Source organism: Mycobacterium sp. NGS63 (assembly GCF_059812295.1).
Genome location: NZ_JCALCJ010000006.1, coordinates 363,553 through 388,002 on the forward strand (window position 1 = coordinate 363,553; position 24,450 = coordinate 388,002).

The 24,450-nt window shown below is 70.6% G+C and carries 23 protein-coding genes and 1 pseudogene; 18 read left to right on the plus strand and 6 right to left on the minus strand.

Translation table 11 applies throughout. The features are described 5' to 3' along the window. Positions 1–7 precede the first annotated feature (7 nt). The 6 genes from AC5Y4Z_RS18035 (at position 8) to AC5Y4Z_RS18060 (ending at position 6,915) form a co-directional block, all read left to right on the plus strand. Entirely contained in the window at positions 8–1,006 is a 999-nt protein-coding gene (locus AC5Y4Z_RS18035; RefSeq protein ID WP_499965844.1) for a helix-turn-helix transcriptional regulator, read from the plus strand. After that, positions 1,003–1,971, plus strand: coding sequence for a helix-turn-helix transcriptional regulator (locus AC5Y4Z_RS18040; RefSeq protein WP_499965845.1), 969 nt, complete (start codon positions 1,003–1,005; stop codon positions 1,969–1,971). Before AC5Y4Z_RS18035 ends, AC5Y4Z_RS18040 begins: the two co-directional genes overlap by 4 nt. A 50-nt stretch (positions 1,972–2,021) precedes the next feature. Beyond that, positions 2,022–2,276, plus strand: a complete 255-nt coding sequence (gene tatA, locus AC5Y4Z_RS18045; RefSeq protein ID WP_499965847.1) for a Sec-independent protein translocase subunit TatA — start codon at positions 2,022–2,024, stop codon at positions 2,274–2,276. 36 nt (positions 2,277–2,312) lie between these two features. Further along, the gene (gene tatC / locus AC5Y4Z_RS18050) at positions 2,313–3,278 is read left to right on the plus strand and encodes a twin-arginine translocase subunit TatC (protein WP_499965848.1); all 966 of its coding nucleotides are present in this window, start codon (positions 2,313–2,315) and stop codon (positions 3,276–3,278) included. 90 nt (positions 3,279–3,368) lie between these two features. Continuing rightward, positions 3,369–6,113, plus strand: coding sequence for a DEAD/DEAH box helicase (locus AC5Y4Z_RS18055; RefSeq protein WP_499965849.1), 2,745 nt, complete (start codon positions 3,369–3,371; stop codon positions 6,111–6,113). A gap of 55 nt (positions 6,114–6,168) precedes the next feature. After that, positions 6,169–6,915, plus strand: a complete 747-nt coding sequence (locus tag AC5Y4Z_RS18060; RefSeq protein ID WP_499965850.1) for a DUF4333 domain-containing protein — start codon at positions 6,169–6,171, stop codon at positions 6,913–6,915. Between the two features lie 6 nt (positions 6,916–6,921). Here the strand turns inward: AC5Y4Z_RS18060 and AC5Y4Z_RS18065 are convergent, their stop codons facing one another. Next, positions 6,922–7,878 (minus strand): 5'-3' exonuclease, encoded by a 957-nt coding sequence (locus AC5Y4Z_RS18065; RefSeq protein ID WP_499965851.1) that lies wholly within the window; start codon positions 7,876–7,878, stop codon positions 6,922–6,924. 103 nt (positions 7,879–7,981) lie between these two features. Here AC5Y4Z_RS18065 and AC5Y4Z_RS18070 point away from each other — a divergent pair, with 103 nt between their 5' ends. The 5 genes from AC5Y4Z_RS18070 to AC5Y4Z_RS18090 are packed head-to-tail and all read left to right on the plus strand — an operon-like array spanning position 7,982 to position 14,598. Continuing rightward, positions 7,982–9,106 (plus strand): M24 family metallopeptidase, encoded by a 1,125-nt coding sequence (locus AC5Y4Z_RS18070; protein WP_499965852.1) that lies wholly within the window; start codon positions 7,982–7,984, stop codon positions 9,104–9,106. A gap of 10 nt (positions 9,107–9,116) precedes the next feature. Next, positions 9,117–11,390, plus strand: a complete 2,274-nt coding sequence (locus tag AC5Y4Z_RS18075) for an alpha/beta hydrolase-fold protein (RefSeq protein WP_499965853.1) — start codon at positions 9,117–9,119, stop codon at positions 11,388–11,390. Between the two features lie 37 nt (positions 11,391–11,427). Then, positions 11,428–13,983 (plus strand): WXG100-like domain-containing protein, encoded by a 2,556-nt coding sequence (locus AC5Y4Z_RS18080; RefSeq protein ID WP_499965855.1) that lies wholly within the window; start codon positions 11,428–11,430, stop codon positions 13,981–13,983. A gap of 11 nt (positions 13,984–13,994) precedes the next feature. Then, positions 13,995–14,288: a hypothetical protein gene (locus tag AC5Y4Z_RS18085; protein ID WP_499965857.1), complete on the plus strand. Its 294-nt coding sequence runs from the start codon at positions 13,995–13,997 to the stop codon at positions 14,286–14,288. A gap of 46 nt (positions 14,289–14,334) precedes the next feature. Then, a complete protein-coding gene (locus AC5Y4Z_RS18090; protein ID WP_499965971.1) occupies positions 14,335–14,598 on the plus strand; it encodes a hypothetical protein in 264 nt (87 codons plus the stop codon). Positions 14,599–14,640: 42 nt separating this feature from the next. Here the strand turns inward: AC5Y4Z_RS18090 and AC5Y4Z_RS18095 are convergent, their stop codons facing one another. Continuing rightward, positions 14,641–15,051 carry a F420-dependent biliverdin reductase gene (locus AC5Y4Z_RS18095; RefSeq protein ID WP_499965858.1) on the minus strand — a complete coding sequence of 137 codons (411 nt, stop codon included), beginning with the start codon at positions 15,049–15,051 and terminating at the stop codon, positions 14,641–14,643. Between the two features lie 35 nt (positions 15,052–15,086). On the opposite strand from AC5Y4Z_RS18095, the gene dprE2 reads away from it, so the two are divergent. Genes dprE2 through AC5Y4Z_RS18115 form a run of 4 tightly spaced genes read left to right on the plus strand, consistent with a single transcriptional unit; the run spans position 15,087 to position 18,526 of the window. Beyond that, positions 15,087–15,836, plus strand: a complete 750-nt coding sequence (gene dprE2, locus AC5Y4Z_RS18100) for a decaprenylphospho-beta-D-erythro-pentofuranosid-2-ulose 2-reductase (protein ID WP_499965859.1) — start codon at positions 15,087–15,089, stop codon at positions 15,834–15,836. Positions 15,837–15,885: 49 nt separating this feature from the next. After that, positions 15,886–17,049, plus strand: a complete 1,164-nt coding sequence (gene cbiE, locus AC5Y4Z_RS18105) for a precorrin-6y C5,15-methyltransferase (decarboxylating) subunit CbiE (RefSeq protein ID WP_499965860.1) — start codon at positions 15,886–15,888, stop codon at positions 17,047–17,049. Continuing rightward, positions 17,046–17,801 carry a precorrin-4 C(11)-methyltransferase gene (cobM, locus tag AC5Y4Z_RS18110; RefSeq protein WP_499965862.1) on the plus strand — a complete coding sequence of 252 codons (756 nt, stop codon included), beginning with the start codon at positions 17,046–17,048 and terminating at the stop codon, positions 17,799–17,801. The genes cbiE and cobM overlap by 4 nt, the downstream gene beginning before the upstream one ends. Continuing rightward, positions 17,801–18,526, plus strand: coding sequence for a cobalt-precorrin-6A reductase (locus tag AC5Y4Z_RS18115; RefSeq protein WP_499965863.1), 726 nt, complete (start codon positions 17,801–17,803; stop codon positions 18,524–18,526). The genes cobM and AC5Y4Z_RS18115 overlap by 1 nt, the downstream gene beginning before the upstream one ends. Before the next feature lie 149 nt (positions 18,527–18,675). Here AC5Y4Z_RS18115 and sigC read toward each other — a convergent pair whose 3' ends face one another. Both sigC and AC5Y4Z_RS18125 read right to left on the minus strand, forming a co-directional pair. After that, a complete protein-coding gene (gene sigC, locus AC5Y4Z_RS18120) occupies positions 18,676–19,230 on the minus strand; it encodes an RNA polymerase sigma factor SigC (protein WP_499965973.1) in 555 nt (184 codons plus the stop codon). 177 nt (positions 19,231–19,407) lie between these two features. Continuing rightward, positions 19,408–20,037: pseudogene (locus AC5Y4Z_RS18125) on the minus strand (DUF2275 domain-containing protein); the annotation flags it as partial. Here AC5Y4Z_RS18125 and AC5Y4Z_RS18130 point away from each other — a divergent pair. Genes AC5Y4Z_RS18130 through AC5Y4Z_RS18140 form a run of 3 tightly spaced genes read left to right on the plus strand, consistent with a single transcriptional unit; the run spans position 19,933 to position 22,342 of the window. Next, positions 19,933–20,178 (plus strand): hypothetical protein, encoded by a 246-nt coding sequence (locus AC5Y4Z_RS18130; RefSeq protein ID WP_499965980.1) that lies wholly within the window; start codon positions 19,933–19,935, stop codon positions 20,176–20,178. The pseudogene AC5Y4Z_RS18125 and the gene AC5Y4Z_RS18130 sit on opposite strands and share 105 nt — an antisense overlap. Next, the gene (locus AC5Y4Z_RS18135; protein WP_499965864.1) at positions 20,175–21,680 is read left to right on the plus strand and encodes a PPE family protein; all 1,506 of its coding nucleotides are present in this window, start codon (positions 20,175–20,177) and stop codon (positions 21,678–21,680) included. Before AC5Y4Z_RS18130 ends, AC5Y4Z_RS18135 begins: the two co-directional genes overlap by 4 nt. Before the next feature lie 41 nt (positions 21,681–21,721). Next, positions 21,722–22,342, plus strand: a complete 621-nt coding sequence (locus AC5Y4Z_RS18140) for a flavodoxin family protein (protein WP_499965865.1) — start codon at positions 21,722–21,724, stop codon at positions 22,340–22,342. A gap of 5 nt (positions 22,343–22,347) precedes the next feature. Here the strand turns inward: AC5Y4Z_RS18140 and AC5Y4Z_RS18145 are convergent, their stop codons facing one another. Continuing rightward, on the minus strand, positions 22,348–23,820 hold the full coding sequence (locus tag AC5Y4Z_RS18145) for a precorrin-2 C(20)-methyltransferase (RefSeq protein ID WP_499965867.1): 1,473 nt from the start codon (positions 23,818–23,820) through the stop codon (positions 22,348–22,350). Beyond that, on the minus strand, positions 23,817–24,443 hold the full coding sequence (locus tag AC5Y4Z_RS18150) for a precorrin-8X methylmutase (protein ID WP_499965868.1): 627 nt from the start codon (positions 24,441–24,443) through the stop codon (positions 23,817–23,819). Before AC5Y4Z_RS18150 ends, AC5Y4Z_RS18145 begins: the two co-directional genes overlap by 4 nt. Between the last annotated feature and the right edge of the window lie 7 nt (positions 24,444–24,450).

Consider the following 24,450-nt stretch of genomic DNA (forward strand, 5'->3'; position numbering starts at 1 on the left):
CGGACGAATGGCGATCTCGAAAGTCGAGCGGCTGGTCAACCTCGTCATCGCTCTGCTGTCCACCCGCGGCTACATCACGGCCGAAAAGATCAGGTCCAGCGTCGCCGGCTATTCCGACAGCCCGTCCGCCGAGGCGTTCTCGCGGATGTTCGAACGCGACAAGAACGAGTTGCGCGACCTCGGCATCCCCCTCGAGGTCGGCCGGGTCTCGGTCACCGACCCCACCGAGGGCTACCGGATCAACCGCGACGCCTACGCGCTGCCGCCGGTCGAGCTGACCCCGGACGAGGCGGCCGCGGTGGCCGTCGCCACGCAGCTGTGGGAGTCACCCGAGCTGATCACCGCCACCCAGGGCGCGTTGCTCAAGCTGCGCGCCGCCGGCGTGGACGTCGACGCCCTCGACACGGGCGCCCCGGTGGCCATCGCGTCCCCGGCCGGGGTGCCGGGCCTGCGCGGGTCGGAGGACGTTCTCGAAATCCTGTTGTCCGCCATCGATTCTCGTCATGCCGTGCGCTTCCCGCACCGGCCCTCGCGGGCCGAGCCGTACGCCGTGCGCACCGTCGAGCCGTGGGGCGTCGTCACCGAGAAGGGCCGCTGGTATCTGGTGGGCCACGACCGCGACCGCCAGGCCACCCGCACGTTCCGGCTGTCGCGCATCGGATCCGAAGTGACGACGATCGGTTCGCCCGGCGAGGTCACCGTGCCCGACGGCGTGGACCTGCGCAGGATCGTCGCCCAGACGGTCAACGAGGTTTCGGCGGCGCCGACGGGCGGGCCGGCCCGGGTGTGGGTCGCCGACGGGCGGGCGACCGCGCTGCGCCGCGCCGGAAGGCCAACGGCCGCACGGCAACTCGGCGGCCGCGACGGCGACGTGATCGAACTCGACGTCGGATTCGCCGACCAGCTCGCGCGCGACATCGCCGGCTACGGCGCCGACGCCGTCGTGCTCGAGCCGGAATCCCTGCGCGACGACGTGCTGGCCCGCCTGAAAGCCCAGGCGCAATGACCCCGATCTCCACCCGGCTGGTCCGGCTGCTCAACATGGTGCCGTATTTCCAGGCCAACCCGAGGGTCACGCGGGCCAAGGCCGCCGCCGATTTGGGGGTGTCCGCCAAGCAGCTCGAAGACGACCTCAACCAGCTGTGGATCTGCGGCCTGCCCGGCTATTACCCGGGCGACCTCATCGACTTCGAGTTCTCCGGCGACACCATCGAGGTGACGTTCTCGGCGGGCATCGACCGGCCCCTCAAGCTCACGTCGCCGGAGGCGACGGGCCTGCTGGTGGCGCTGCGGGCGCTCGCCGACATCCCGGGCGTGGTCGACCCGCAGGCGGCGCGCAGCGCGATCGCCAAGATCGAGGCGGCCGCCGGCGCCGTCGGACAGGACGGAACCGCGGCCGTCGACGAGCGAGCGCCCGCCGAAAGCCGGGCCGCGGCCGCGGTGCGCACGGCGGTGCAGTACCAGCGCGCACTGGCCATCGACTACTACTCCGCCTCCCACGACACCCTGACCAGCCGCGTCGTCGACCCCATCCGCGTCCTGCTGATCGGCGGCCACAGCTACCTGGAGGCCTGGTCGCGGGAGGCCGAAGGGGTTCGGCTGTTCCGCTTCGACCGGATCGTGGAGGCCCGCGAGCTGGGGGAGCCGGCCGCGGCGCCCGAACCGGCGCTGCACGCGCCGCCGGACACGTCGCTGTTCGAGGGTGACCCGTCCCTGCCGTCGGCCCGGCTGCGGGTGGCGCCCTCGGCCTCGTGGATGTTCGAGTACTACCCGATGCGCGACGTGCGGGAGCTGCCCGACGGATCGTGCGAGGCGGTCATGACCTATGCCTCCGAGGACTGGATGACGCGCCTGGTGCTGGGCTTCGGGTCGGCCGTGCGGGTGCTGGAACCCGCCTCGCTGGCCCAGCGGGTGCGGGAGGCCGCCGCGGCGGCCCTGCGGTCCTACCAGGTCGCGGCGCGCTCACAGTAGGTCCGGCCCTTGCTGCGGTAGCATCGGGTGGACGTCTGGAGGTAATCAAAGTGGGCAGTCTTAGTCCGTGGCACTGGGCGATCCTCGCGGTCGTCATCGTCCTGCTGTTCGGTGCCAAGAAGCTCCCCGATGCGGCGCGCTCGCTGGGCAAGTCGATGCGCATCTTCAAGTCCGAGATCCGTGAGATGCAGACCGAAGGCAAGCCCGAGGCGCCGTCGATCGAGAACCCCCAGCCAGTGCAGTCGCAGCGGGTCGACCCGCCGGCGGCCACCGAGCAGGGGCACACCGAAGCGCGCCCGGCGTAGCCGCGTCGCCGCGGTGCCCGAGCGCGACTGAACGTCGTGAAAGGTCTCAAGGTTTCAGCGCGCACCGCCGGCCTGTTGAAACGGCTCAATCCGCGCAATAGGCGCAGCCGCACCAACCCCGATGCGACGATGTCGCTGGTCGATCACCTGACCGAGCTGCGCACCCGGCTGCTGATCGCGCTGGGCGCGATCCTGGTCACCACGATCTTCGGGTTCGTCTGGTACTCGCATTCGATCTTCGGGCTGGAAAGCCTCGGCGAATGGTTGCGCCACCCCTACTGTTCGCTGCCGCAGTCGGCGCGGGCGAGCATCAGCGCCGACGGGCAGTGCCGGCTGCTGGCCACCGCGCCGTTCGACCAGTTCATGCTGCGGCTCAAGGTCGGGCTGACGGCCGGGGTCGTGCTGGCCTGCCCGGTGTGGTTCTACCAGCTGTGGGCGTTCATCACGCCCGGCCTGTACCAGAAGGAGCGCCGCTTCGCGGTCGGGTTCGTGATCCCGGCGGTGGTGCTGTTCCTGGCCGGCGCGGTGCTGGCGTACTTCGTGCTGTCCAAGGCGCTGGGCTTTTTGCTGACCGTCGGCAGCGACGTGCAGGTCACGGCGCTGTCGGGGGACCGGTATTTCGGCTTCCTGATCAACCTGCTGGTGGTCTTCGGCGTCAGCTTCGAGTTCCCGCTGCTGATCGTCATGCTCAACATGACCGGCGTGCTCCCGTACCAGCGGCTCAAGGCGTGGCGGCGCGGGCTGATCTTCGCCATGTTCGTCTTCGCCGCGGTGTTCACGCCGGGGTCCGACCCGTTCTCGATGACGGCGCTGGGGATGGCGCTGTCGGTGCTCCTCGAGTTCGCCATTCAGATCGCGCGACTGCACGACAGGCGCAAAGCCAAGCGCGAAGCCCAGGCCGCGATTCCCGACGACGAAGCCTCGGTCATCGAGCCGCCCGAGCCGATACGGGACCCGACACCGGAGCCGTCGTTCACCGGACAGCATGAAGACGTCACGTAAGCCCCGCCCCCCTCGCGAGCGCGCGTGTTGGTACGGCGACACGCCGCATTTCATGTACATCTGCGGACGCTCGCGCCATTGGGCGACGGCGTGACCGAGCTCGCCGAGTTGGACCGGTTCGCCGCCGAACTGAGCTTTACCCTCGACGACTTCCAGCAGCGGGCCTGCGCGGCGCTGGAACGCGGCCACGGCGTGCTGGTGTGCGCGCCGACCGGGGCCGGCAAGACGGTGGTCGGCGAATTCGCCGTGCACCTGGCGCTGGCGTCCGGCGGCAAGTGCTTCTACACCACACCGCTGAAGGCCCTGAGCAACCAGAAGCACACCGACCTGACCGCGCGCTACGGCCGCGACCGGATCGGGCTGCTCACCGGCGACCTGTCGGTGAACGGCGACGCGCCCGTCGTGGTGATGACCACCGAAGTGCTGCGCAACATGCTGTATGCGAATTCGCCCGCGCTGCAAGGGCTTTCCTACGTGGTGATGGACGAGGTGCACTTCCTGGCCGACCGGATGCGGGGCCCGGTGTGGGAGGAGGTGATCCTGCACCTGCCCGACGAGGTGCGGCTGGTCAGCCTCTCGGCGACGGTGAGCAACGCCGAGGAGTTCGGCGGCTGGATCCAGACCGTCCGTGGGGACACCACCGTCGTCGTCGACGAGCATCGGCCCGTCCCGCTGTGGCAGCACGTCCTGGTGGGCAAGCGCCTGTTCGACCTGTTCGACTACGACGGTGAAGCCTCCCGCGTCGACCCGGACCTGGTGCGCCACATCGCCCATCGCCGCGAGGCGGACCGGATGTCGGACTGGCATAGTCCCCGCCGGGGCAGGGGCTCCGGCGCCGGCCGGCCGCGCTTCTACCGGCCGCCGGCGCGGCCGGACGTGCTCGCGATCCTGGACTCCCAAGGGCTGCTGCCGGCGATCACCTTCGTGTTCTCGCGCGCCGGCTGCGACGCCGCGGTGCAGCAATGCCTGCGGTCGCCGCTGCGGCTGACCACCGAGGAGGAGCGCGCACAGATCGCCGAGGTGATCGACCACCGCTGCGGCGACCTAGCCGACTCCGACCTGGCGGTGCTGGGCTACTACGAGTGGCGCGAGGGGCTGCTGCGTGGCCTGGCGGCCCACCACGCCGGGATGCTGCCGGCGTTCCGGCACACGGTCGAGGAGCTGTTCACCGCCGGGCTGGTCAAGGCGGTGTTCGCTACCGAGACGCTGGCGCTCGGCATCAACATGCCCGCACGCACGGTGGTGCTCGAGCGGCTGGTGAAGTTCAACGGCGAGCAGCACCTGCCGCTGACACCGGGGGAGTACACGCAGCTGACCGGCCGCGCCGGCAGGCGCGGCATCGACGTCGAGGGCCACGCGGTGGTGCTGTGGAACCCGAGCGAGGAGACCACCGAACCCGCCGCGGTGGCCGGGCTGGCCTCCACCCGCACCTTCCCGCTGCGCAGTTCGTTCGCCCCGTCGTACAACATGACGATCAACCTGGTGCAGCACATGGGCCCCGAGCAGGCGCACGAGCTGCTCGAGCAGTCGTTCGCCCAGTATCAGGCCGACCGCTCCGTCGTCGGGCTGGTCCGCGGCATCGAGCGCGGCAAGCTGATGCTCGACGAGATCGCCGCCGAGCTCGGCGGGCACGACGCGCCGATCTTCGAATACGCCCGGCTGCGCGCGCGCATCTCCGACATGGAGCGGGCGCAGTCCCGCGCGTCGCGACTGCAGCGGCGGCAGGCGGCCAGCGACGCGCTGGCCGCGCTGCGTCGCGGCGACATCATCAACATCACCCACGGCCGCCGCGGCGGCCTGGCGGTGGTGTTGGAGTCCGCGCGCGACACCGCCGACCCGCGACCGCTGGTGCTCACCGAAAACCGTTGGGCGGGAAGGATTTCCTCGGCGGACTACACGGGCGCGTCGGCGCCGGTCGGGTCGATGTCCCTGCCCAAGCGGGTCGAGCACCGCCAGCCGCGGGTCCGCCGAGACCTCGCCTCGGCGCTGCGCTCGGCCGTCCAGGGGCTGGACCTGCCGGCCGCCCGCCGCAGCGGCCGCGGCGACACCGACGGGTTTCACGATCCGGAGCTCTCGTCGCTGCGGGAGCAGCTGCGCCGCCATCCCGCGCACAACGGTCCGGGCCTCGAGTCCCGGATGCGTCAGGCCGAGCGTTACCTGCGCATCGAACGCGACAACGCCCAGCTGCAGAAGAAGGTGGGCGCGGCCACCAACTCGCTGGCCCGCACGTTCGACCGGATCGTTGGGCTGCTCACCGAACGCGCTTTCATCGAGGGCCCGGCCGCGGACCCGCGCATCACCGACGACGGGCGGCTGCTGGCCCGCATCTACAGCGAGAGCGACCTGTTGGTGGCCGAATGCCTGCGCTCCGGCGCGTGGGCGGGGCTGAAACCGGCCGAGCTGGCCGCGGTGGTGTCGGCGGTGCTGTACGAGTCCCGGGGTGACGGCGGCGGCGCCGTGTTGGCCGCGGAGGTGCCCACGCAACGCCTGCGTCAGGCACTGCAGCAGACGTCGCGGCTGTCGACCGCGTTGCGCGCCGACGAGCAGGCGCACCGGATCGCCCCGAGCCGCGAGCCCGACGACGGATTCGTCCACGTCATCTACCGGTGGGCCCGGACGGGCGATCTGACCGCGGCGCTGGCCGCCGCCGACGCCCACCCGTCGGGCGGTGCGGGTGCCCCGCTCTCGGCGGGGGACTTCGTGCGATGGTGCCGCCAGGTGCTCGACCTGCTGGACCAGGTCCGCAACGCCGCACCGGATGCCGAGCTGCGGGCCACCGCCAAGCGCGCCATCAACGACGTTCGGCGCGGCGTCGTCGCAGTTGACGCCGGGTAGGCTGGGCGCGAGCTACCGTGGCAGGGCCGGGAAAACGAGGGAATTGAGGAGAACGATGAGCGGACCGCAGGGATCGGATCCGGGTCAGCAGTGGCAACCGCCCGGTCAGGCCGGCGATCATTCATCGGATCCCACCCAGGTGGGATCGCCCTGGCAGCAACAGCCGGGGCAGGACGCGACGTGGCAGGCCCCGGCCTACACCCCGCCCGCTTCGCCCGCGGATTACCCGCAGTACCAGCAGCCGACCGAGCAGGCGTACCCGCAGCAGTACGGCCAGCAGCCCGGCTACGGCCAGCCCACGCAGTACGCCGCGCAGCCCACCCAGTACGCCCAGCCCGGGCAGTACGGCCAGCCCGGCCAGTACCCGCCGCCGGGCCAGTACCCCCAGCCCGGCCAATACGGCCAGTACCCTGCGCCCGGCCAGTACCCGCAGCAGTACCCGCCGTACGAGCAGCCGGGCAAGAAGCGTTCGACCGCGGTGATCGGGGGCGTGGCCGCCGCGATCGCGCTGCTGGTCATCGCGGTGGTGCTGGTGCTCGGCTTCTGGCAGCCCGGCTTCTTCGTCACCACCAAGCTGGATGTCAACAAGGCCCAGGCGGGCGTCCAGCAGGTGCTCAGCGACGAGACCAACGGCTACGGCGCCAAGAACGTCAAGGACGTCTCGTGCAACCACGGCCAGGACCCCGTGGTCAAGAAGGGGCAAACCTTCGACTGCGACGTCAGCATCGACGGGGCCAAGAAGCGCGTGACGGTGACGTTCCAGGACAACAAGGGCACCTACGAGGTCGGCCGACCCCAGTAGGGGCCGTCACCCGGGCAGCGCGTCGAGCGCTTTCTGCAGGCGCGCGATCGGGGATCCGACACCCAGTTCGGTCGCCAGCTTGGCGGTCCGCCGCGGGTGCGCCGCCACCAGTGGCAGGGCGTCGGTGGGCGTCGACAGTCTGACGGGCGCGTCGGTGGCCACCCGCACCACCCCGCCGGCGGCCTCGATGTAGTCGGTGGCGCCGAGCAGCTTCGCGCGTAAACCCTTGGCCATCTTGGATTTTGGGTCGTGGGCGGCGGCCAGGATCCGCTCCAGCGAACCATGCTGTGCCAGCAGGGTGGCCGCCGTCTTCTCGCCGACGCCCGGCACCCCGGGCAGCCCGTCGGACGGGTCGCCGCGCAGCAGCGCCAGCTCGGCGTAGGCGGCGCCCGCCCGCTCGCGCGGCACGCCGTAGTGTTCGGCGACTTCGGCCGGCCCGAACAACGTGGCCTTGGTCAGCCCGCGGCCCAGGTAGAGGACCCGGACCGGGACGGGATCGTCGGCGACGACCTGCAGCAGGTCGCGGTCGCCGCTGACCACCACGACCGGGTCGGTGCGTTCGGCGGCCGCCAGCGTGCCCAGCACGTCGTCGGCCTCGAAGCCGTCGGCGCCGGCCGTCGGGATCCCGAAGGCGTCCAGCAGCTCCATGATCATGTCGATCTGCGGCGTCAGGTCGTCGGGCACTTCCTCGACGTCGGGCTCGCCCGCCGGCTCGGGTTCGGCGACCCGGTGCGCCTTGTACGACGGGATGAGGTCCACCCGGAACTGCGGCCGCCAGTCCAGGTCCAGGCACACCACCAGCCGGGCGGGCCGCTGCTGGGTGATCACCACGGCCATCGAGTCGAGAAATCCGCGCACGGCGTTGACCGGCCGGCCGTCGGGGGCCTTGATCGACGACGGCACCCCGAAATACGAGCGGAACCACATGCTGGCGCCGTCGAGGAGGACAAGGGGTGCGGGCATGACGGCTATCTTGTCATGGCCCCCAGCGTCGAGTTGTTGTCGACTATCTCGCGAAATCAGCGCCACAAGTCGACGTTCGGCCGTTCAGGTTAGCCTGGCTGGCATGGATTCCCACCGATTCGACGCGGGGGTGTATGCGCGTCGGCTGGGCGCGGCGGCCTCGGCCACCGCGGACGCCGGCCTGACCGGCCTGGTGATCACGCCGGGCTACGACCTGGCGTACCTCGTCGGGTCGCGCGCCCAGACCCACGAGCGGCTCACCGCGCTGGTGTTGCCGGCCGCCGGCGACCCGACCGTCGTGGTGCCGCGGCTGGAGCTGGCGTCGTTCAAGGAGTCGGCCATCGCGGAATTGGGCCTGGCCGTGCGGGATTGGGTCGACGGGGAGGACCCGTATGAGTTGGTGTGCGCGTCCCTGGGCGGCGCGCCGGCGACGGCCGCCGTGACCGATGCCATGCCCGCGCTGCACCTGGTGCCGCTGGCCGGCGTGCTCGGCGTGCCGCCGGTGCTGGCCACCGGCGTGCTGCGCGGGTTGCGGATGGTCAAGGAGGAGTGCGAGATCGACGCGCTGCGCAAGGCGGGCGCGGCCATCGACCGCGTGCACGCCCGAGTGCCGGAGTTCCTGCGGCCCGGCCGCACCGAGGCAGATGTCGCCGCCGACATTGCCGAAGCGATTGTCGCCGAAGGGCATTCGGAGGTGGCGTTCATCATCGTCGGCTCCGGGCCGCACGCCGCCGACCCGCATCACGTCTATTCGGATCGGGAACTGCGGGTGGGCGACGTCGTCGTTGTCGACATCGGCGGCGCCTACGAACCCGGCTACCATTCCGACTCCACCCGCACCTACAGCATCGGCGACCCTGAACCCTCAGTGGCGCAACAATATTCGGCGCTACAGCGGGCCCAGCGCGCGGCGCTCGACGCGGTCCGCCCCGGCGTCACCGCCGAGGAGGTCGACGCCGCCGCGCGCGACGTGCTGGCCGAGGCCGGTCTCGCCGAGTCGTTCGTGCACCGCACCGGGCACGGCATCGGCCTGGCGGTGCACGAGGAGCCGTACATCGTCACCGGCAACGACATGCCGCTGGCCGCGGGCATGGCGTTCTCCGTCGAGCCCGGCATCTACTTTCCCGGCCGGTGGGGCGCCCGCATCGAGGACATCGTCGTCGTCACCGGGACCGGCGCCGAGGCCGTGAACAACCGGCCGCACGACCTGATCGTGGTTCCCGCGTAGGTTGGGCGGGGTGTCAGTTTTCGACCTCCCGCTGCTTCCGATCCGCATCGCGCGCCACCTCGCCGACGCGCTGCTGCACCCCAGCACGCCGGCCCCCGCATCACCGGCGCCGCCCGGCGAGCTCGTCGTCGTCGACGGGATGCCCGAGGGCGTGCCGCCGGCCGCGCGCCGCCCCGAGCCACCGTTGCCCACGCCGCCGAATTGGCCGTTCGGCGAGGAGTTTCCGCGCACCTGCGGTGCGGGGCGGCTGGCCGGTGGTGCGCTGTTCTGGACCGACTTCCTCTACGACGACCACGGCGCGACGGGCCTGCCGGTCGGCGACCTGAAAATCCAGGCGCCCCCGCGCGGCACCTACGTCTATCCGGATGGGCCCGCGGCCGGCAACGGCGCCGACATCTTCCGCGTCGCGATCGGCCTCACCGAGACCCACACCTGGTGGCGGGTCGATTGGAACACATTGCTCGACGCCTCGGTGCCCGTCGCGCTGTTCACCTTCGACACCGGACCCTCCCGGACGGCCCCCGCGGACTGGCCGGCCGGGGCGGGCGTGCGCTCGGACGGCATCGACATGGCCCTGCTGGTGTCGGCGCGTGCCGCCAGCTTGATCGACCTGACCACCGGTAAGTCGACAACCGTCGAGCACAGCGTCGACATGCAGTCGCGGTCGTTCGTGGCGCAGGTTCCGCGGTCGCTGCTGGAACCGAGCGGAAGCTGGACGGTTCGGCTGGCCGCCGGGCTGGCCAACGCGGCGGGGGACGGGTTCGCCGACGTGCCCGCCGTGCACGGGGCGCTGCCCGGGCAGCCCAACGTCTACAACGTCGCCTTCCGCACCAACGCGCAGGAGCCGCCGCACCTGAACTTCTGGTCCGACGCCGCCCAAGCCGCCGCGCTGACCAAACACGACGTCTCCGTGTTCTCGGTGACCGTGCCGTGGGCCCGGCTCGCGGCCCGCGAAACCGAGGACGAGCCGCTCATCACCGGGCCGTCGACGCGCTGGTACGTGTCCTCCGTCGAGCTCGGTCAGGGTCTGGAACAGGGCTGGGCCGCCAACGACATCTTGAGCACCAAGCCGCAATTCCTCGGCCGTGTCCAGCCCTATTCGATCTGCCTGCCGTCCGGCTACGAGCCGGGCCGCGCGCTGCCGCTGACGCTGTTGCTGCACTCGCTGTCGCTGGGGCAGAGCCAGTTCGCCGCGATCGATCCGCACCTATTGCACGAGGTCTGCGACGGCCGCGACTCCGTGGTGGTCACCCCGCTCGCCCGCGGCCCGTCGACCTGGTATTTCGACACCGGCGAACTCGACGTCTGGGAAGTGTGGGCGCGGGTCGCCGAGCAGCTGGGCACCGACCCCAATCGCACTGTCATCTCGGGCTATTCGATGGGCGGGTATGCCGCCTACAAGTTGGGGCTGAGCTACCCGCAGGTGTTCTCGCAGGCGGTGGTGCTCGCCGGGCCGCCGGCGTGCGGGGTGCGGCTTTTTCCCGGCGTCGAGATCCCGGCCGACCTGGACCTCGACTCGCATTGCGCGCGCGAGGGGGACACCTGGAAGCTGCTGGTGAACGCCCGGTGGTTGCCGTACGTCATCGCCCACGGGCTGGTCGACGAGCTGGTGCCGTTCCCGTCGGCCGCCGAGCAGGCGCTCGAACTCGACCGGCTGGGTTACCGCCACCGGTTCACCGTGTATCCGCTCGAGGATCACCTCGCCTGGGTGCTGCAGGACAAGTTCGAGGATCCGATCTCGCACATGAAAACGTCGCTGCGCCAAGCCGATCCGGGACACATCACGTTCGCGTGGTACCCGCAGTTGGTGCGGCCCGACTTGGGGATCGGACCGCACCAGGCGTGGTGGCTGTCGGAGCTGACCGCCGATCCGTCGGTGACGGCGCGGCGCGGGGCCGTGGCCGAAGTCGACGCACGCTCGTATGCCCGGCCCGACCCGACGCACACGATTCGGCACCGTCGCGGCGTGATCTGGAACTTCGAGCCGAGCCCCGGGCTCTACAGCGAGCTGGACTGGCAGGTGGGGCGGCGGGCCACGCCGCTGCCGTATTTGACGCTGCGCCTCAGAGGCGTCGCCAGTCTCAGCGTCGACGTGGCGCGCGCCGGGTTGGCCGCGCTGGCGTCGTCGACGATCGCGGTGGCCACCGACACCGCCACCCGGATCACCCTCGGCGGCCTGCCCGCCGGGTTCCAGGTGCAACTCGACGGTCACCCCGTCGCGTCGGCGGTGCCGGTGCCGGTGCCGTCCGGGCGTCACCGCATCACGTTGCGCGCGATCGGGTGAATAGCGGCGCGCGACGACCTGGACGAGAATTCCGCGCGTGGTTCCCCCGCTGGTTGTCGATCCGGAGGCGTTGTTCGCGGCGGGCAGCGCCGTGGTCGCCGCCGGCGAGGGGCTGGCCGCGAACCTGACCGTGCTGACCTCTGGTTTTGCCGCCCACAGCGGCCTGGATGCGGCCGGGACGTTGTTCGGCCTGGGGTATCAGGACGCGGCCGAGTCGCTGTTGAAGGCCGTGGCGGCCGGGATCAACGCGTGCCGGCAATGCGGGGCCCTGATCCAGCAGGGCGCGGCGAATTATTCGAAGGCCGAAGCGGACTCGACGCTCGGCGGCGGCGGCCACGTGTTGCAGGCGCCGCCCGCGCCGGCCAAGATCTCGGCGCCCGGGCCGCCGGGGACGTGGGGCAAAGGGGAGCCGCCGCCGCTGCTGTGGGCGGTGGTGCAGTCGTTCGTCGACGACCTATGGCCGGACGGCGATGTGGCCGGGATACGTGCGGCCGCGACTCGCTGGCGCGGCTTCGGCGCGGCGGCGGGCGGGATGCGGGGCGCGCTCAACGCCGCCAAGTCCCTGCTGGATGCGCAACAGATCCCCGAGGCCGCGAAGATCGACGATGCTATGTCGCAAATCGGCGACTGCATGGGCAAAATAGGCGACGCGTCAGGAAAGCTGGCCAGCTCCCTCGACAATTTCGCCAACGAGGTGGACCAGGCCCACCAACACATCCGGGACCTGTTGCACCGGCTCGGCTCACTGACCGACCTCGGGCACGACCTGATGTTGATCATCAAGGGCGACGCCCTCGAGGAGATCAAAAAGATCGCCCAGGACATCAGCGGCGTCCTGCACGACCTCGGGCGGGAAGCCCGGGCCGCCGAACAGGAAATGAAGCTCGGCATGAATGTCGTGGACGGCCTCATCGTCAAATTCGAGAAGTGGACGCGGGGCGAGTTGACCCAGTTTTTGGGTGAGAAGGTCGGAAACTCGGTCGCGACGCAGCTCGACATTCTGGTGAACGTGGACGAGGGAATCGTCAAGGGTTTCTTCGGTACCGTGCTGGCCCTCGACGATCTCAACCCGGCATGGTTTGCCCTCGATCCCCAGGGTGCCGCGGCCACCTGGTCGGACCTGGGCAAGACCACGTGGAAGGGAAGCCTGATCAATGCCTTCCTCAATCCGCAGGAGGCCACGGACGCCAACATCCAGATGTTCAAATCCCTTCTGCACCTGGATGATTGGAGTACCGCCCGGCCAGGATTGGGGTTTGGTGAGAATCTCTTCGACGTCGCAACATTGTTCATTCCCGGAGCTGGGGAAGCCGGCGCGGCCGCCGACGGTGCCGGGGCGGCGGCGCGTGGGGGAGCCGAGGCCGCGGAAGCCGCGGGGAAGGCAGAGGGCGCATTCGGGAAGGTTGCGGGCGTTCTCGGGGACGCTCGTGGCGCGTTGGCCGACCTCGCCGGGACCGGTGGCGATCTGACCAAGGGCCTCGAAGACGTCAGCGCCGACCTGCCCAAGATCGAAGCGCCGCTCGGCGGGCGACCGGTGGAGCTGCCGGCGCCCAAGCCGCTGGACCAGCCCGTCGAGGCGGCGCCTCGCCCACCGGATGCCGTGCCCGGTGAACCGCACGGACCGACAGCTGAGCCGCGCGAGCCCGCGAACGCCGCCCCCGCTGGCGGTCCGCATGAGCCCGTCGGTGCTCCGCATGAGCCGGTTGGTGCTCAGCATGCGCCCGTGTCAGCGCCCGTGGGCGCTCCCCGCGAACCGGTGTCGATGCCCACGCCCGGTGCGCCGACGGCATCCGTGCCCACCGCTGTTGCGCCCTCCGCCGTCCCGCAATTGGTCGAGCATGCACCGGCGCCGGTAGCTCCGAGCGGATCCATCGCGCACCCGACACCCATGGCCGCGCATCCAGTGCCGGCGCCGTCGTTCGCGGCTCCGACGCCGCACCTCACTGCTCCGGCGGCCCGCCCGCCTGACCTGCCCGCGGCGGGTGGCGGCTGGCACCCGCCGGGAGACGGGAGTGCTCTCGGCGGTCGGCCGCACGGGAAGCCGCATGGCGGGGATCCAACTGGCGGTCATCCGAGCGGACGGGAAGGCGATCTGCCGGACGAGAACCGAAGCCGACACGCGCACGATGGCATCAGTTCCGAGATGCCCCCGGGGAACGACTTTGTCGGACCGTATCCGTTGCCGGCTCCGGAACTTGTGACCCCGCCCCCGAACGGAGCCTTCTTCTGGTCCGGAAGGACTTCCGAGGGGATTGGGATCGGGCCTACGTCTGCCGGTGGCAACGGCGCGGCGGATTCGTTCGCAGCGTCGCACACCGGAACGACCTTGGAGGGGTTGTTGGAGCGGAACGGTGTAACGCCTCCTAAGTGGAGCTTCGATGACGCCGCCGCCCAAGAATGGTGGTCGCGGGTCTCCGGAATGTATGCCGAGAATGTCGACGGCGAGGTGCACGCAGTTATTGGGTCCCGTCTTCGTCCCGGTAGTGTTTGGGATACCGTCGAACTTCCGAGGCTCATGGACAATCCAAACGTAAGTAAAATTGTAATAATTGACCCCGAGACGGGTTCCGAGACCACGATCTTCGAGCGCTGAGGAGCAGGCGGATGGATTGCGACACGCTGAATGCAGCAATCATAGCGGCTATCAAAGACACTGCAATTCCACATATCGACAATGGGAAGATTTCTGAAACGTTCGGATCAGATCGGGTGGAGACACTGAGCAACCAGATCTCCGCTCTGGTCCGCGAGGCGGTTGGAATGCCGATCGAATGGGGCAGCATGACGTTGCAGGAAGGGGTCGAGGATATCCTGCGGCGGTTCCACAAAAAGCACCCTGAGTTGTCCCAGGAAGCGTTGCACGAGATTGGTCGATGCGTGGGGTGGAACCTTCGTTGACTAGCTCGCCAAGTGATAGGGGAACGGATGGACGTTCCGGATGGAGATGAAGTTCGAAGACACCTACGTCGCGAGAGACGACCGATACTCGATTGGCATTGAATCTGCATCGGGCCGCTACTATGTGTCGATACCGGTAAGTAACGGTTTCGTCGATTATGAAGAATACTACGAGCTTAGAGAGGAGCTATATCGCAAATTCCTGCGAGACAGTAGCGCCGCAATTCAATTCATCGAAGCTTGTCGCAGGCACGAGCACGATGACCTGCTCTTGCAACGACCGGGCAAGAACCGCGGAACTCCGGTGTAGGGGTAGTTCCGACAGATCGCGGGAAAGTCATTCGGCCCTGAACTACGCGCCCCGGTCCAACAGATCCGACGACCCCAGCACCCGCTCCACCTGCACCTCGATGACCACGCGTCGCGGGTTGGGACGCGGGGTGCGATACCGCTGGGCGTAGCGCAACTCGGCGTCGCGCACGGCGTCGGCATCGCTGTTCACCTTCGACCGGCCTTCCAGCGAAAGCCACCGTGCGCCGTCGACCTGGCTGAGAACCGCCAGCCCGGCGCGATCGGCGTTCACTGCCTTCTGGGAGCCGCCGGTGGTGATGACGCGAGCGATGTGGGTCTTGGGATCGAAGGTGAAACCGACGGCGACCACATGCGGGGAATTGTCGGCCCGCAGCGTGGTGAGCATGGCCAGGTGACGTTCCGACAGGAAGGCCAGCGCATCATCCGTGAGCCGCGTAGTGGTATTCGCCATCACCGCTCACGCTAGCGCAGGTAATAATCGCAGCCGTGGACGACACGGGCGCAGGTCCGGTACTAATCCTGGGCGGTCGCAGCGAGATCGGCATCGAGCTGGCGCGGCGACTGGCCCCCGGGGCGACGGTAGTGCTGGCCGCCCGCAGGGCCGAGCAGCTCGCCGACGAAGTTGCGGCCCTCAAAGACGCCGGCGCGGCGGCGGTGCATACCAGGGAGTTCGACGCCGACGACCTGGCCTCGCACGGCCCGCTGGTCGCCTCGATCGTCGCCGAGCACGGACCCATCGGCACCGCGGTGCTGGCCTTCGGGATCCTCGGCGACCAGGCCCGTGCCGAGAATGACGCCGCCCACGCGGTCGCCGTCGTGCACACCGACTACGTCGCCCAGGTCAGCATGCTCACCCACCTGGCCACCGCCATGCGCAAGGCGGACCGGGGCTCGCTGGTGGTGTTCTCCTCGATCGCCGGCGCGCGCGTGCGCCGCGCCAACTACGTCTACGGATCGGCGAAGGCCGGCCTGGACGGATTCGCCAGCGGGCTGGCCGACGCGCTGCACGGGACCGGCGTGCACCTGCTCATCGTGCGGCCGGGGTTCGTCATCGGCCGCATGACGCAGGGCATGACGCCGGCGCCGCTGTCCAGCACGCCCGCGCAGGTGGCCGCCGCGACCGCGCGGGCCCTGGCGAAAGGTCGGCGCACGGTATGGATCCCGTGGGCCCTGGGACCTGCGGCCGCCGTGATGCGGATGCTGCCGCAGTTCATGTGGCGCAGGATGCCGCGATGATCCGCGCCGGCGACGATGCAGAACGAAGCGATGAGAAGGAGCGGCGCACATGATCATCGTTGTCGGCATCGGCGCCGACGGCCTGGCGGGACTGGCCGAAACATCGCGCACCGAACTTCGCAGGGCCACAGTCATTTACGGCTCAAAAAGGCAACTCGACCTGCTCGACGACACGGTGCCCGCGGCCCGCCGCGAGTGGCCGTCACCGCTGCTGCCCGCTCTAGAAAAGCTGCCAACCGACGACGACATCCATGTCGTCGCCAGCGGCGACCCGCTGCTACATGGCATCGGCGGCACGCTGATCCGGTTGCACGGCGCCGAGAACGTCAGGGTCTTGCCACACGTGTCGTCGGTGGCGCTCGCGTGCGCCCGGATGGGCTGGAACGCGCACGACACCGAGGTGATCAGCCTGGTCACCGCGCAGCCGCACACCGCGGTGCGCCGCGGCGGCCAAGCGATCGTGCTGTCGAAAAACCGGTCCACACCCAAGGAGCTGGCCGCGCTGCTCGACGCCCACGGCCGCGGCGAGTCCGAGCTCAGCGTGCTCGAAAACCTCGGCGGCCCAACGGAACGCCGCCGCGACGGCACCGCGCGGCGGTGGGCCGACGCCCCACCCGACGTCGACGATCTCAACGTGGTCGCCGTGCGCTACCTGCCCGACGAACGCGTGTCGCCCTATCCCGACGACGCTTTCGCCCACGACGGCCAGATCACCAAACACGGGGTCCGCGCGGTGACGCTGGCGGCGCTGGCGCCGCGCCCGGGTGAGCGGCTGTGGGACGTCGGCGCCGGATCGGGCAGCATCGGCGTCCAGTGGTGCCTGGCCTGGCGCGGGTGCAGCGCGGTGGCGTTCGAGCGCGACGAGCGGCGCCGCCGCAACATTGGGTCCAACGCCGCGGCCTTCGGCGTCAGCATCGACGTCCGGGGCGCCGCCCCGGAGGCGTTCGACGGCGCCGAGGCACCCTCGGCAATCTTCGTCGGCGGCGGCCTGACACAGGCCGGCCTGCTGGACGCCTGCCTCGACCAGTTGCCGAAAGGCGGACGCCTGGTCGCCAACGCCGTCACTGCTGAGTCGGAAGCGATTCTCGTACAGTCGTATTCACGACTCGGCGGGCAGCTGCAGCGCCTCCAGCACTACCGCGGCGAGCCGCTCGGGGGCTTCACGGGATGGCGCCCGCAGCGGCCGGTCGCCCAGTGGGTGGTGACCAGGTGACGGTGTATTTCATCGGGGCGGGCCCCGGCGCCGCCGACCTCATCACGGTTCGTGGCCAACGGTTGCTGCAATCATGCCCGACGTGCCTGTACGCCGGCTCGATCATGCCCTACGACCTGCTGGCGCTATGCCCGCCCGGCGCGAAAATCATCGACACCGGCCCCCTCACGCTGGAGCAGATCGTCACCGCTATCGCCGACGCCGACTCCGCCGGCCACGACGTGGCGCGGCTGCACTCCGGGGACCCGTCGCTATACAGCGCGGTGGCCGAGCAGTGCCGCCGGCTCGACGCGCTGGGCATCGACTACGAAATCGTGCCGGGCGTACCGGCTTTCGCCGCGGCGGCTGCCGCGTTGAAGCGCGAGCTCACCGTCCCCGGCGTGGCGCAGACGGTGACGCTGACCCGCGTGGCCACCCTGTCCACGCCGCTGCCGCCGGGGGAGGAGCTGACCAGCCTCGCCCAATCGCAAGCCACCCTGGTCCTGCACCTGGCCGCCGCCCAGATCGACGCCATCGTCCCGCAGCTGCTCGAGGGCGGCTACGCGCCCGAAACCCCCACGGCGGTGGTGGCTTTCGCCAGCTGGCCGCGGCAGGCCGTGCTGCGCGGCACGCTGGCCACCATCGCCAATCAAATGCACGACGCCGACATCACCAAGACCGCCGTGATCATCGTCGGCGACGTGCTGGCCGCCGAGGGATTCGCCGACAGCTACCTGTATTCCGCCGGCCGGGCGCGGGGGAGCCGGCACTGATGCGGGTTCTGCTGCTCGGCGGCACCGCCGAGGCCCGCGCGCTGGCCAAAACGCTGCACCCGCGGGTCGACATCATCAGCTCGCTGGCCGGGCGGGTTCCCGATCCCGCCCTGCCCGTCGGGCCGGTGCGCGTCGGCGGTTTCGGCGGGGTCGACGGGCTGCGGCGCTGGCTGGAAGACGAACACGTCGACGCCGTCGTCGACGCCACCCACCCGTTCGCGGCGACCATGACCGCGCACGCCGCCGAAGCGTGCGCCGAACTCCGCATTCCTCATTTGGTTTTGGCCCGCCCGGCGTGGCAGCCGGGCGCCGCAACCGTCGTCGCATCCGACAGCGAAGCGGCGGAAACCGTTGCAGGGCAACGCTATGAGCGGGTGTTCCTCACCACCGGCCGCTCGGGCGCCAAAGCGTTCACCGGCAGCGACGCATGGTTTCTGATCCGCGCGGTCACCGCGCCCGACGAGGCCTCGCTGCCGCGCCACCACCACATCCTGCTGTCGCGCGGGCCTTACCGCTACGACGACGAACTCGCCATCATGCGTGAGCACCGCGTCGACGCGCTGGTCACCAAGAACAGCGGCGGCGACATGACCCGCGCCAAGCTGGATGCCGCTGCGGCGCTGGACGTTCCGGTCGTGATGGTCGCGCGACCGCCACTTCCGGCCAACGTGACGAGCGTCGGCACGGTACAAGAGGCCGCCGAATGGATTGCGCGGCTGGGCTGACGTCCCGAACGTGGGGGCTATGTACGGAATTCTCAAATTTTCGTACATACCCCCCACGGTCGGCGGAAGGATCGGTGGGAGGCCACGGTGGGTGGATGTACACGGTCGGCGGAAGGATTGGCTCCCACCGATGAACGGCTGCGGGGCGGTTAGCCGGTCAGGTCCTCGCGCTCGACACCGGCCAGCAGCGCATCGCGGGCCCGCGCGACGCGCGAGCGGATGGTGCCCACCGGGCATCCGCACACCGCGGCGGCGTCGGCGTAGGGCAGCCCGAGCAGCTGGGTGAGCAGCAGGGCTTCCCGCTGCTCGGCGGTCAGGTCGGCGATCATCGTCGTCACCTCGACCAGGTCTTCGAATCCGCGGGCATGGCGATCGCCACGCAGGTAGTGGTCGGGATCGGCGCCGGATGCGGTGCGCGGCCGTGATCGGGCGTGGCGGATGTGATCGGCCACGACCCGCCGCGCGATGGACAGCAGCCAGGTGCGGGCGCTGGATCGTCCGGAGAACCGCTCGATCGCGCCGATCGCGCGCAGGAAGGTCTCTTGCGTCAGGTCGTCGGCGGTGCCCGCGTCGGACAGGTAGGTGACGAACCGCCAAACGTCCTGCTGGGTGGCCTTGATGAACGCCTCGAGCGCTCGCGCGTTGCCCCGTGCGGCGGCCAGGGCCAGCTCGGTAACGGCCTCGTCGTCGCTGGACGCGGTCATGGCCAGGCACCTTAGTTGCGCGGGCAGGGTAAGTCTACGACGGGTCGTCGTAGACGGGGCCGAGCGGTTGATCGGCCAGAGGTGTCGGTGCCGCCGGCCACGCGGTGGCTCCGACGTCCAGGCCCCGTACTCGCCGGAGGCGTCGGACGCGCGGGCCCGTCCCGAACCCCCCACGCGTTCGCGCGCCACCAGCAGCGCGAACACCAGCCCCAACAGCAGCGGCATGTGGCTGGCGATGCGGGCCGCGGTCACCTCTCCAGCGAAGGCGTCGACGATCACGTAACCCAACAGCGCGACGGAATACACGCCGGTAATCGCCGCCACCCCAATCGCGGTGACGGGCCAGACGCCCGCGGCGATCATGGCCAGGCCCAGCGCCAGCAACCACGCGGTCGACTCGTGCATCAGGTGCTCTCCCGACATGGCGCCGTGCATGTGGCCCGCCACCATCCCGAAGTCCATCCCGCCGACCTGCGCGGCCGCGATCGCCACCTGGAACACGCCGACGGCGATCAACCCCCAGCGCCGGTAGCGCGCCCGCAGCCAGCGCATCGACCGATGGTACGCGGGGGACTGCTGGTCGATCCTCGCCATGATTTTGTCGACCAGGTCCGGGCCCTCGCCCGGCTCGATCGACGCCAGCCGCCGGGTCTGCACCGCCGCGCCGATCAGCCAGGCGCGGCAACGGCGGCACGATTCCAGATGGGCGTCGACCTGTTGCGCGAGCACCTGCGGACGCTCGCCGTCCAATCGCGCAGAAAGCGCCTCACGCGCAACGTCACACCGCATCCCTGCATCGTTGCGCATGGCCCCGCGACGCGCAAAGCCCGCAAAAAACAAAGCGCGGGAACCAAACCGCTCGGCAAACCGACCACTACAGGCAAGCCCATCGCGACGACATCGACCGAAGAGGAATTCGTGCCCCTACCCGAAGGCCGCCGACGATGACCGCCCCGATCTGGATCGCCTTGCCGCCCGAGGTGCACTCCACATTGCTCAGCAGCGGTCCGGGGTCCGGGCCGCTGCTGGCCGCTGCGGAGGCGTGGTCGTCGATGGGCGCGGAATACACCGCCGCCGCAGACGAACTCACCGGACTGCTCGGCGCGGCGCAGGGCGCCTGGGACGGCCCCACCGCGGAACGCTATGTGGCCGCCCACGCGCCCTACCTGACCTGGCTACTGGAGGGCGCGACCAAGAGCACTGTCGCCGCCTCGCTGCATCAGACGGCGGCCGCGGCCTACACCAGCGCCCTGGCCACCATGCCCACGCTGGCCGAACTCGCCGCAAACCACGCCGTGCACGCGGCGCTGGTGGCCACCAACTTCTTCGGCATCAACACCATCCCCATCGCCGTCAACGAAGCCGACTACGCGCGCATGTGGGTGCAGGCCGCCGAGACGATGACCACCTACCAGGTCGTCACCGACACGGCCCTGGCGTCCGTCCCGGCGACCACGCCCGCGCCGCGGATCGTCGCCCCGGGCGGCGAGGCGACCACCGCCGCCGCACACACCGACGCGGCGCCGGCGCCCGCCGCCACGTCCTGGCAGGACCAGCTCACGTACTACCTGCAGCAATACACCAGAAACTTCGCGTGGCCGGTATCCAAGGACCTCAATCCCGCCGGCTGGCCCATTCCCGCGGTCCCGTTCGTCAACTCGATCACCGGCCCCCTGATGCAGATCCCGGGGATGACGCCGGCGCTTGCCACCGCGATCGGCTGGGCCACCTTCCACACGCTGATGATCTTCTGGCCGTTCGGGCAGCAGGCGATTCAGCTGGCCGTGTCGCTCGCCCCGGCCTTGCTGGCCGTTCCGGTCGCCGGCGCCGCGGGCGTGGCCGCGGGAGGAGCGGCCGCCGGCATCGCCGTCCCGGTCGCCGTGGCCACACCGTTGGCAACCGCCGCCGCGGCCCCGGCGCCCGCGGGCCTGCCGGCCCCCGCGGCGGCGGGCACCACTCCGGTGAGTACGAGCAGCGGGCCCGCCATTCCCGGCCCCGCCGCCCCGAGCCCGGCCCCGGCGATCGGCGGGGGACCCGCCGGGGCCGGGCCCGTGGCGGGCTTCGGTCCGACCGTGACCGACGGAATTGGCGCGAGCCTGTCCGACGTCCTGTACGCCGTCGGCCTGTCGGGGCTGTCGGCGCGCAGCAGCGCCAGCGGTCGCGCGCGCCGTAAGTCCGAGGAACCGGCCGACGATGACGCCCACGCTCCGGCGCCCGCCCCGGCAGCTGCCGGCCGGCAGCGCAGCCGTCGCCGGCTTCGGGCGACGGCCCAGGACCGCGCTCACCGCTACGAATACCTGGACACCGAGGCGAGCCCCGTCGGCGCGGGTCCGCTCGGATTCGCCGGGGCGGCAGTCAAATCCGGCGCCGGCGAGGCGACGGGCCTGGCGACGCTGGCCGGCGACGGGCCGGCCCTGCCGATGCTGCCGAGCACCTGGGGCGGCGAGTAGTTGCGTCGTTTTGCCGGCGCGGCACCGGGGTATGCGCGGGCATGACCTCGACACCACAGCAGCGCGCCCTGGCCCTGATCTGCACGTTGAAGAAGAGCCCCGCCCCGTCGAGCAGCGAGCTGCTGGCCGATCAGGTGCTCGAGCAGCTACGCAAGGCCGGCGCCGACGGCGAAAAGGTCCGCTGCGTCGACTTGAACCTGTTGCCCGGCACCGAGGCGGACATGGGGCCGGGCGACGAGTGGCCCGGGCTACTCGAAAAGATCAGGGCCGCAGACATTCTCGTGATTTCCACGCCCACCTGGGTGGGTCACATGTCCAGCGTCGCGCAGCGTGTGCTGGAGCGCCTCGACGCCGAGCTGTCCGAAAAGGACGACGCCGGACGGCCGAAGACGCTCGGCAAGGTGGCGCTGGCCGCGGCCGTCGGCAACGAGGACGGCGCCCACAAGATCGTCGCCGACCTTTTCCAGGCGCTCAACGACGTCGGGTTCTCCATCCCGGCGCAGGGCTGTACGTACTGGAACGGCGAGGCCATGCAGGGCGGCGATTTCAAAGACCTCGACGAGGTGCCGGAGGTCGTCGCGAGCACCACCGCGTCCGCGGCGCGCAACGCGGTGCACCTGGCCGGGGTGCTGCGCGAAAACCCCTATCCGTCCTACGAGTAGAGCCTTCAGGCGGGATACCGGCGCGGGGTGAACACGCGGTCGCCGAAATCGTCGGTGTACCACTGGGTTTGCGAGGAGCCGACGATCAGCAGGCAGCGCATGTCGACGTCGCTCGGATCGAGGTCGGCCAGCCGCACCACGCGGACCTCCTCGTCGGGTCCGGAGACGTTGCGGCCGATCACCACCGGGGTGCCGGGCTCGCGATGGGCCAGCAGCACGTCGCGCATCGCGCCCACCTGCCAGGTCCGCGCCTTGGACGCGGGGTTGTAGATGGCCAGCACCAGGTCGGCGGCGGCCGCAGCCTGAAGCCGCCCGGAAATCACCTCCCAGGGCTTGAGCCGGTCCGACAGCGAGATCACCGCGTAGTCGTGACCCAGCGGGGCGCCGACCCGACTGGCGACCGCCTGCGCCGCCGTCATCGCCGGAACCACGCGGATCCGCACCCCAGGCCATTGCTTGGCCTCCTCCAAAACCGCTGTCGCCATGGCGAACACGCCCGGGTCGCCCGACGACACCACCGCGACCGACCGGCCCTGCTCGGCCAGCGCGCACGCCAGCCGCGCCCGCGCGGGCTCGTCGGTGTTGTCGCTGGGGTGGCGCCGCTGCCCGTCGCGCGCCGGGACGCGATCCAGGTAGCCCCCGTACCCGATCAGGTCGGTCGCTGCGGCCAGCTCGCGTCGGCTCTGCGGCGTCATCCAATCGAGGGCGCCGGGTCCCAGGCCCACCACCGCGACGGTGCCGCCGGTCGATTCGCGCCGCCGGCCACCGGGCAGCATGGCCAGCGAAAAGTACGGCACGCCGGCCGCTTCGACGTCCGCGGCGGGCAGGATCCGCTGGCCCTGCGTGCTCGCCCGCTCGACGTAGAACGCGTCGTCGAGTTGCCCCGTCGCCGAAAGCGCTTCCCGCACATTGTGATACGAGCGGCCCAGCTTGAGCACCACCGCGGCGTCGGCATCGGCGAGCCGGCGCGTCAGCTCGGCGACCGGCAGGGTGCCCGGCAGCACCGATAGCACCTCGTCGCCGGCCACCAGCGGGGTCGCGATGGCCGCCGAGGCGGCGCTCACCGACGTGACCCCCGGCACGATGACGGCGTTGAACCGCTCGGTGAGCCGGGTGTGCAGATGCATGTACGAGCTGTAGAACAGCGGGTCGCCCTCGGCGAGCAGCGCCACGTCGCGGCCGGCGTCCAAATGCGCGGCGATCCGCCCGGTCGCCTCGGTGTAGAAGTCCTCGAGCGCACCGGCGTAGCCGCCGGGGTGATCGGTCGTCTCCGTGGTCACCGGGTAGACCAGGTGCTCCTCGATCTGGCCGGGCCGCAGGTACGGTTCGGCGATCCCGCGGGCGATGCTGCGACCGTGCCGGGCGCTGTGGTAGGCCACCACGTCAGCCTCGCCGATCACCCGGGCGGCCTTGACCGTCACCAACTCCGGGTCGCCGGGCCCCAGTCCGACCCCCCAGAGCGTGCCCCGCCCGCTCATTCGGTGTCGCTCGCGATCGCGTTGACGGCGGCCGCGGCCATCGCGCTGCCGCCGCGGCGGCCCCGCACCACCAGGTACGCCATCCCGCGCGGACGCTCGATGAGTTCCTGCTTGGACTGCGCCGACCCGACGAACCCCACCGGTCCGCCGAGCACCGCGGCCGGTGGGGCGGCGCCCTCGTCGATCAGCTCCAGCAGCCGGAACAGCGCGGTGGGGGCGTTGCCGATCGCGAGCACCGCGCCCGCCAGCCGGTCGGTCCACAGCTCGACGCCGGCCGCCGATCGGGTGGTGTGCCGGCGTGCGGCCAGCTCGGCCGCGCGGGGATCGGCCACCAGCGAGACGACTCGGTTGCCGGCGGGGAGCCGCGCGGTGGTGATCCCCGCGGCCACCATCGACGAGTCGCACAACACGGGGGCGCCGCCGCGCAGGGCCTCGCCGGCGCGGGCGACGACGTCGTCGGTGTAGGCGACGTGCTCGGCGACGTCGACCTGCCCGCAGGTGTGGATCAGCCGGACCACCACCCGGGCGACGTCGTCGGGGAACCTGGTCAGGTCGGCTTCGGCGCGGATGGCCGCGAACGACTGGCGATAGATCTCGGCCGCGTCGCGGATGTAGTCCAGCACCCGCTCA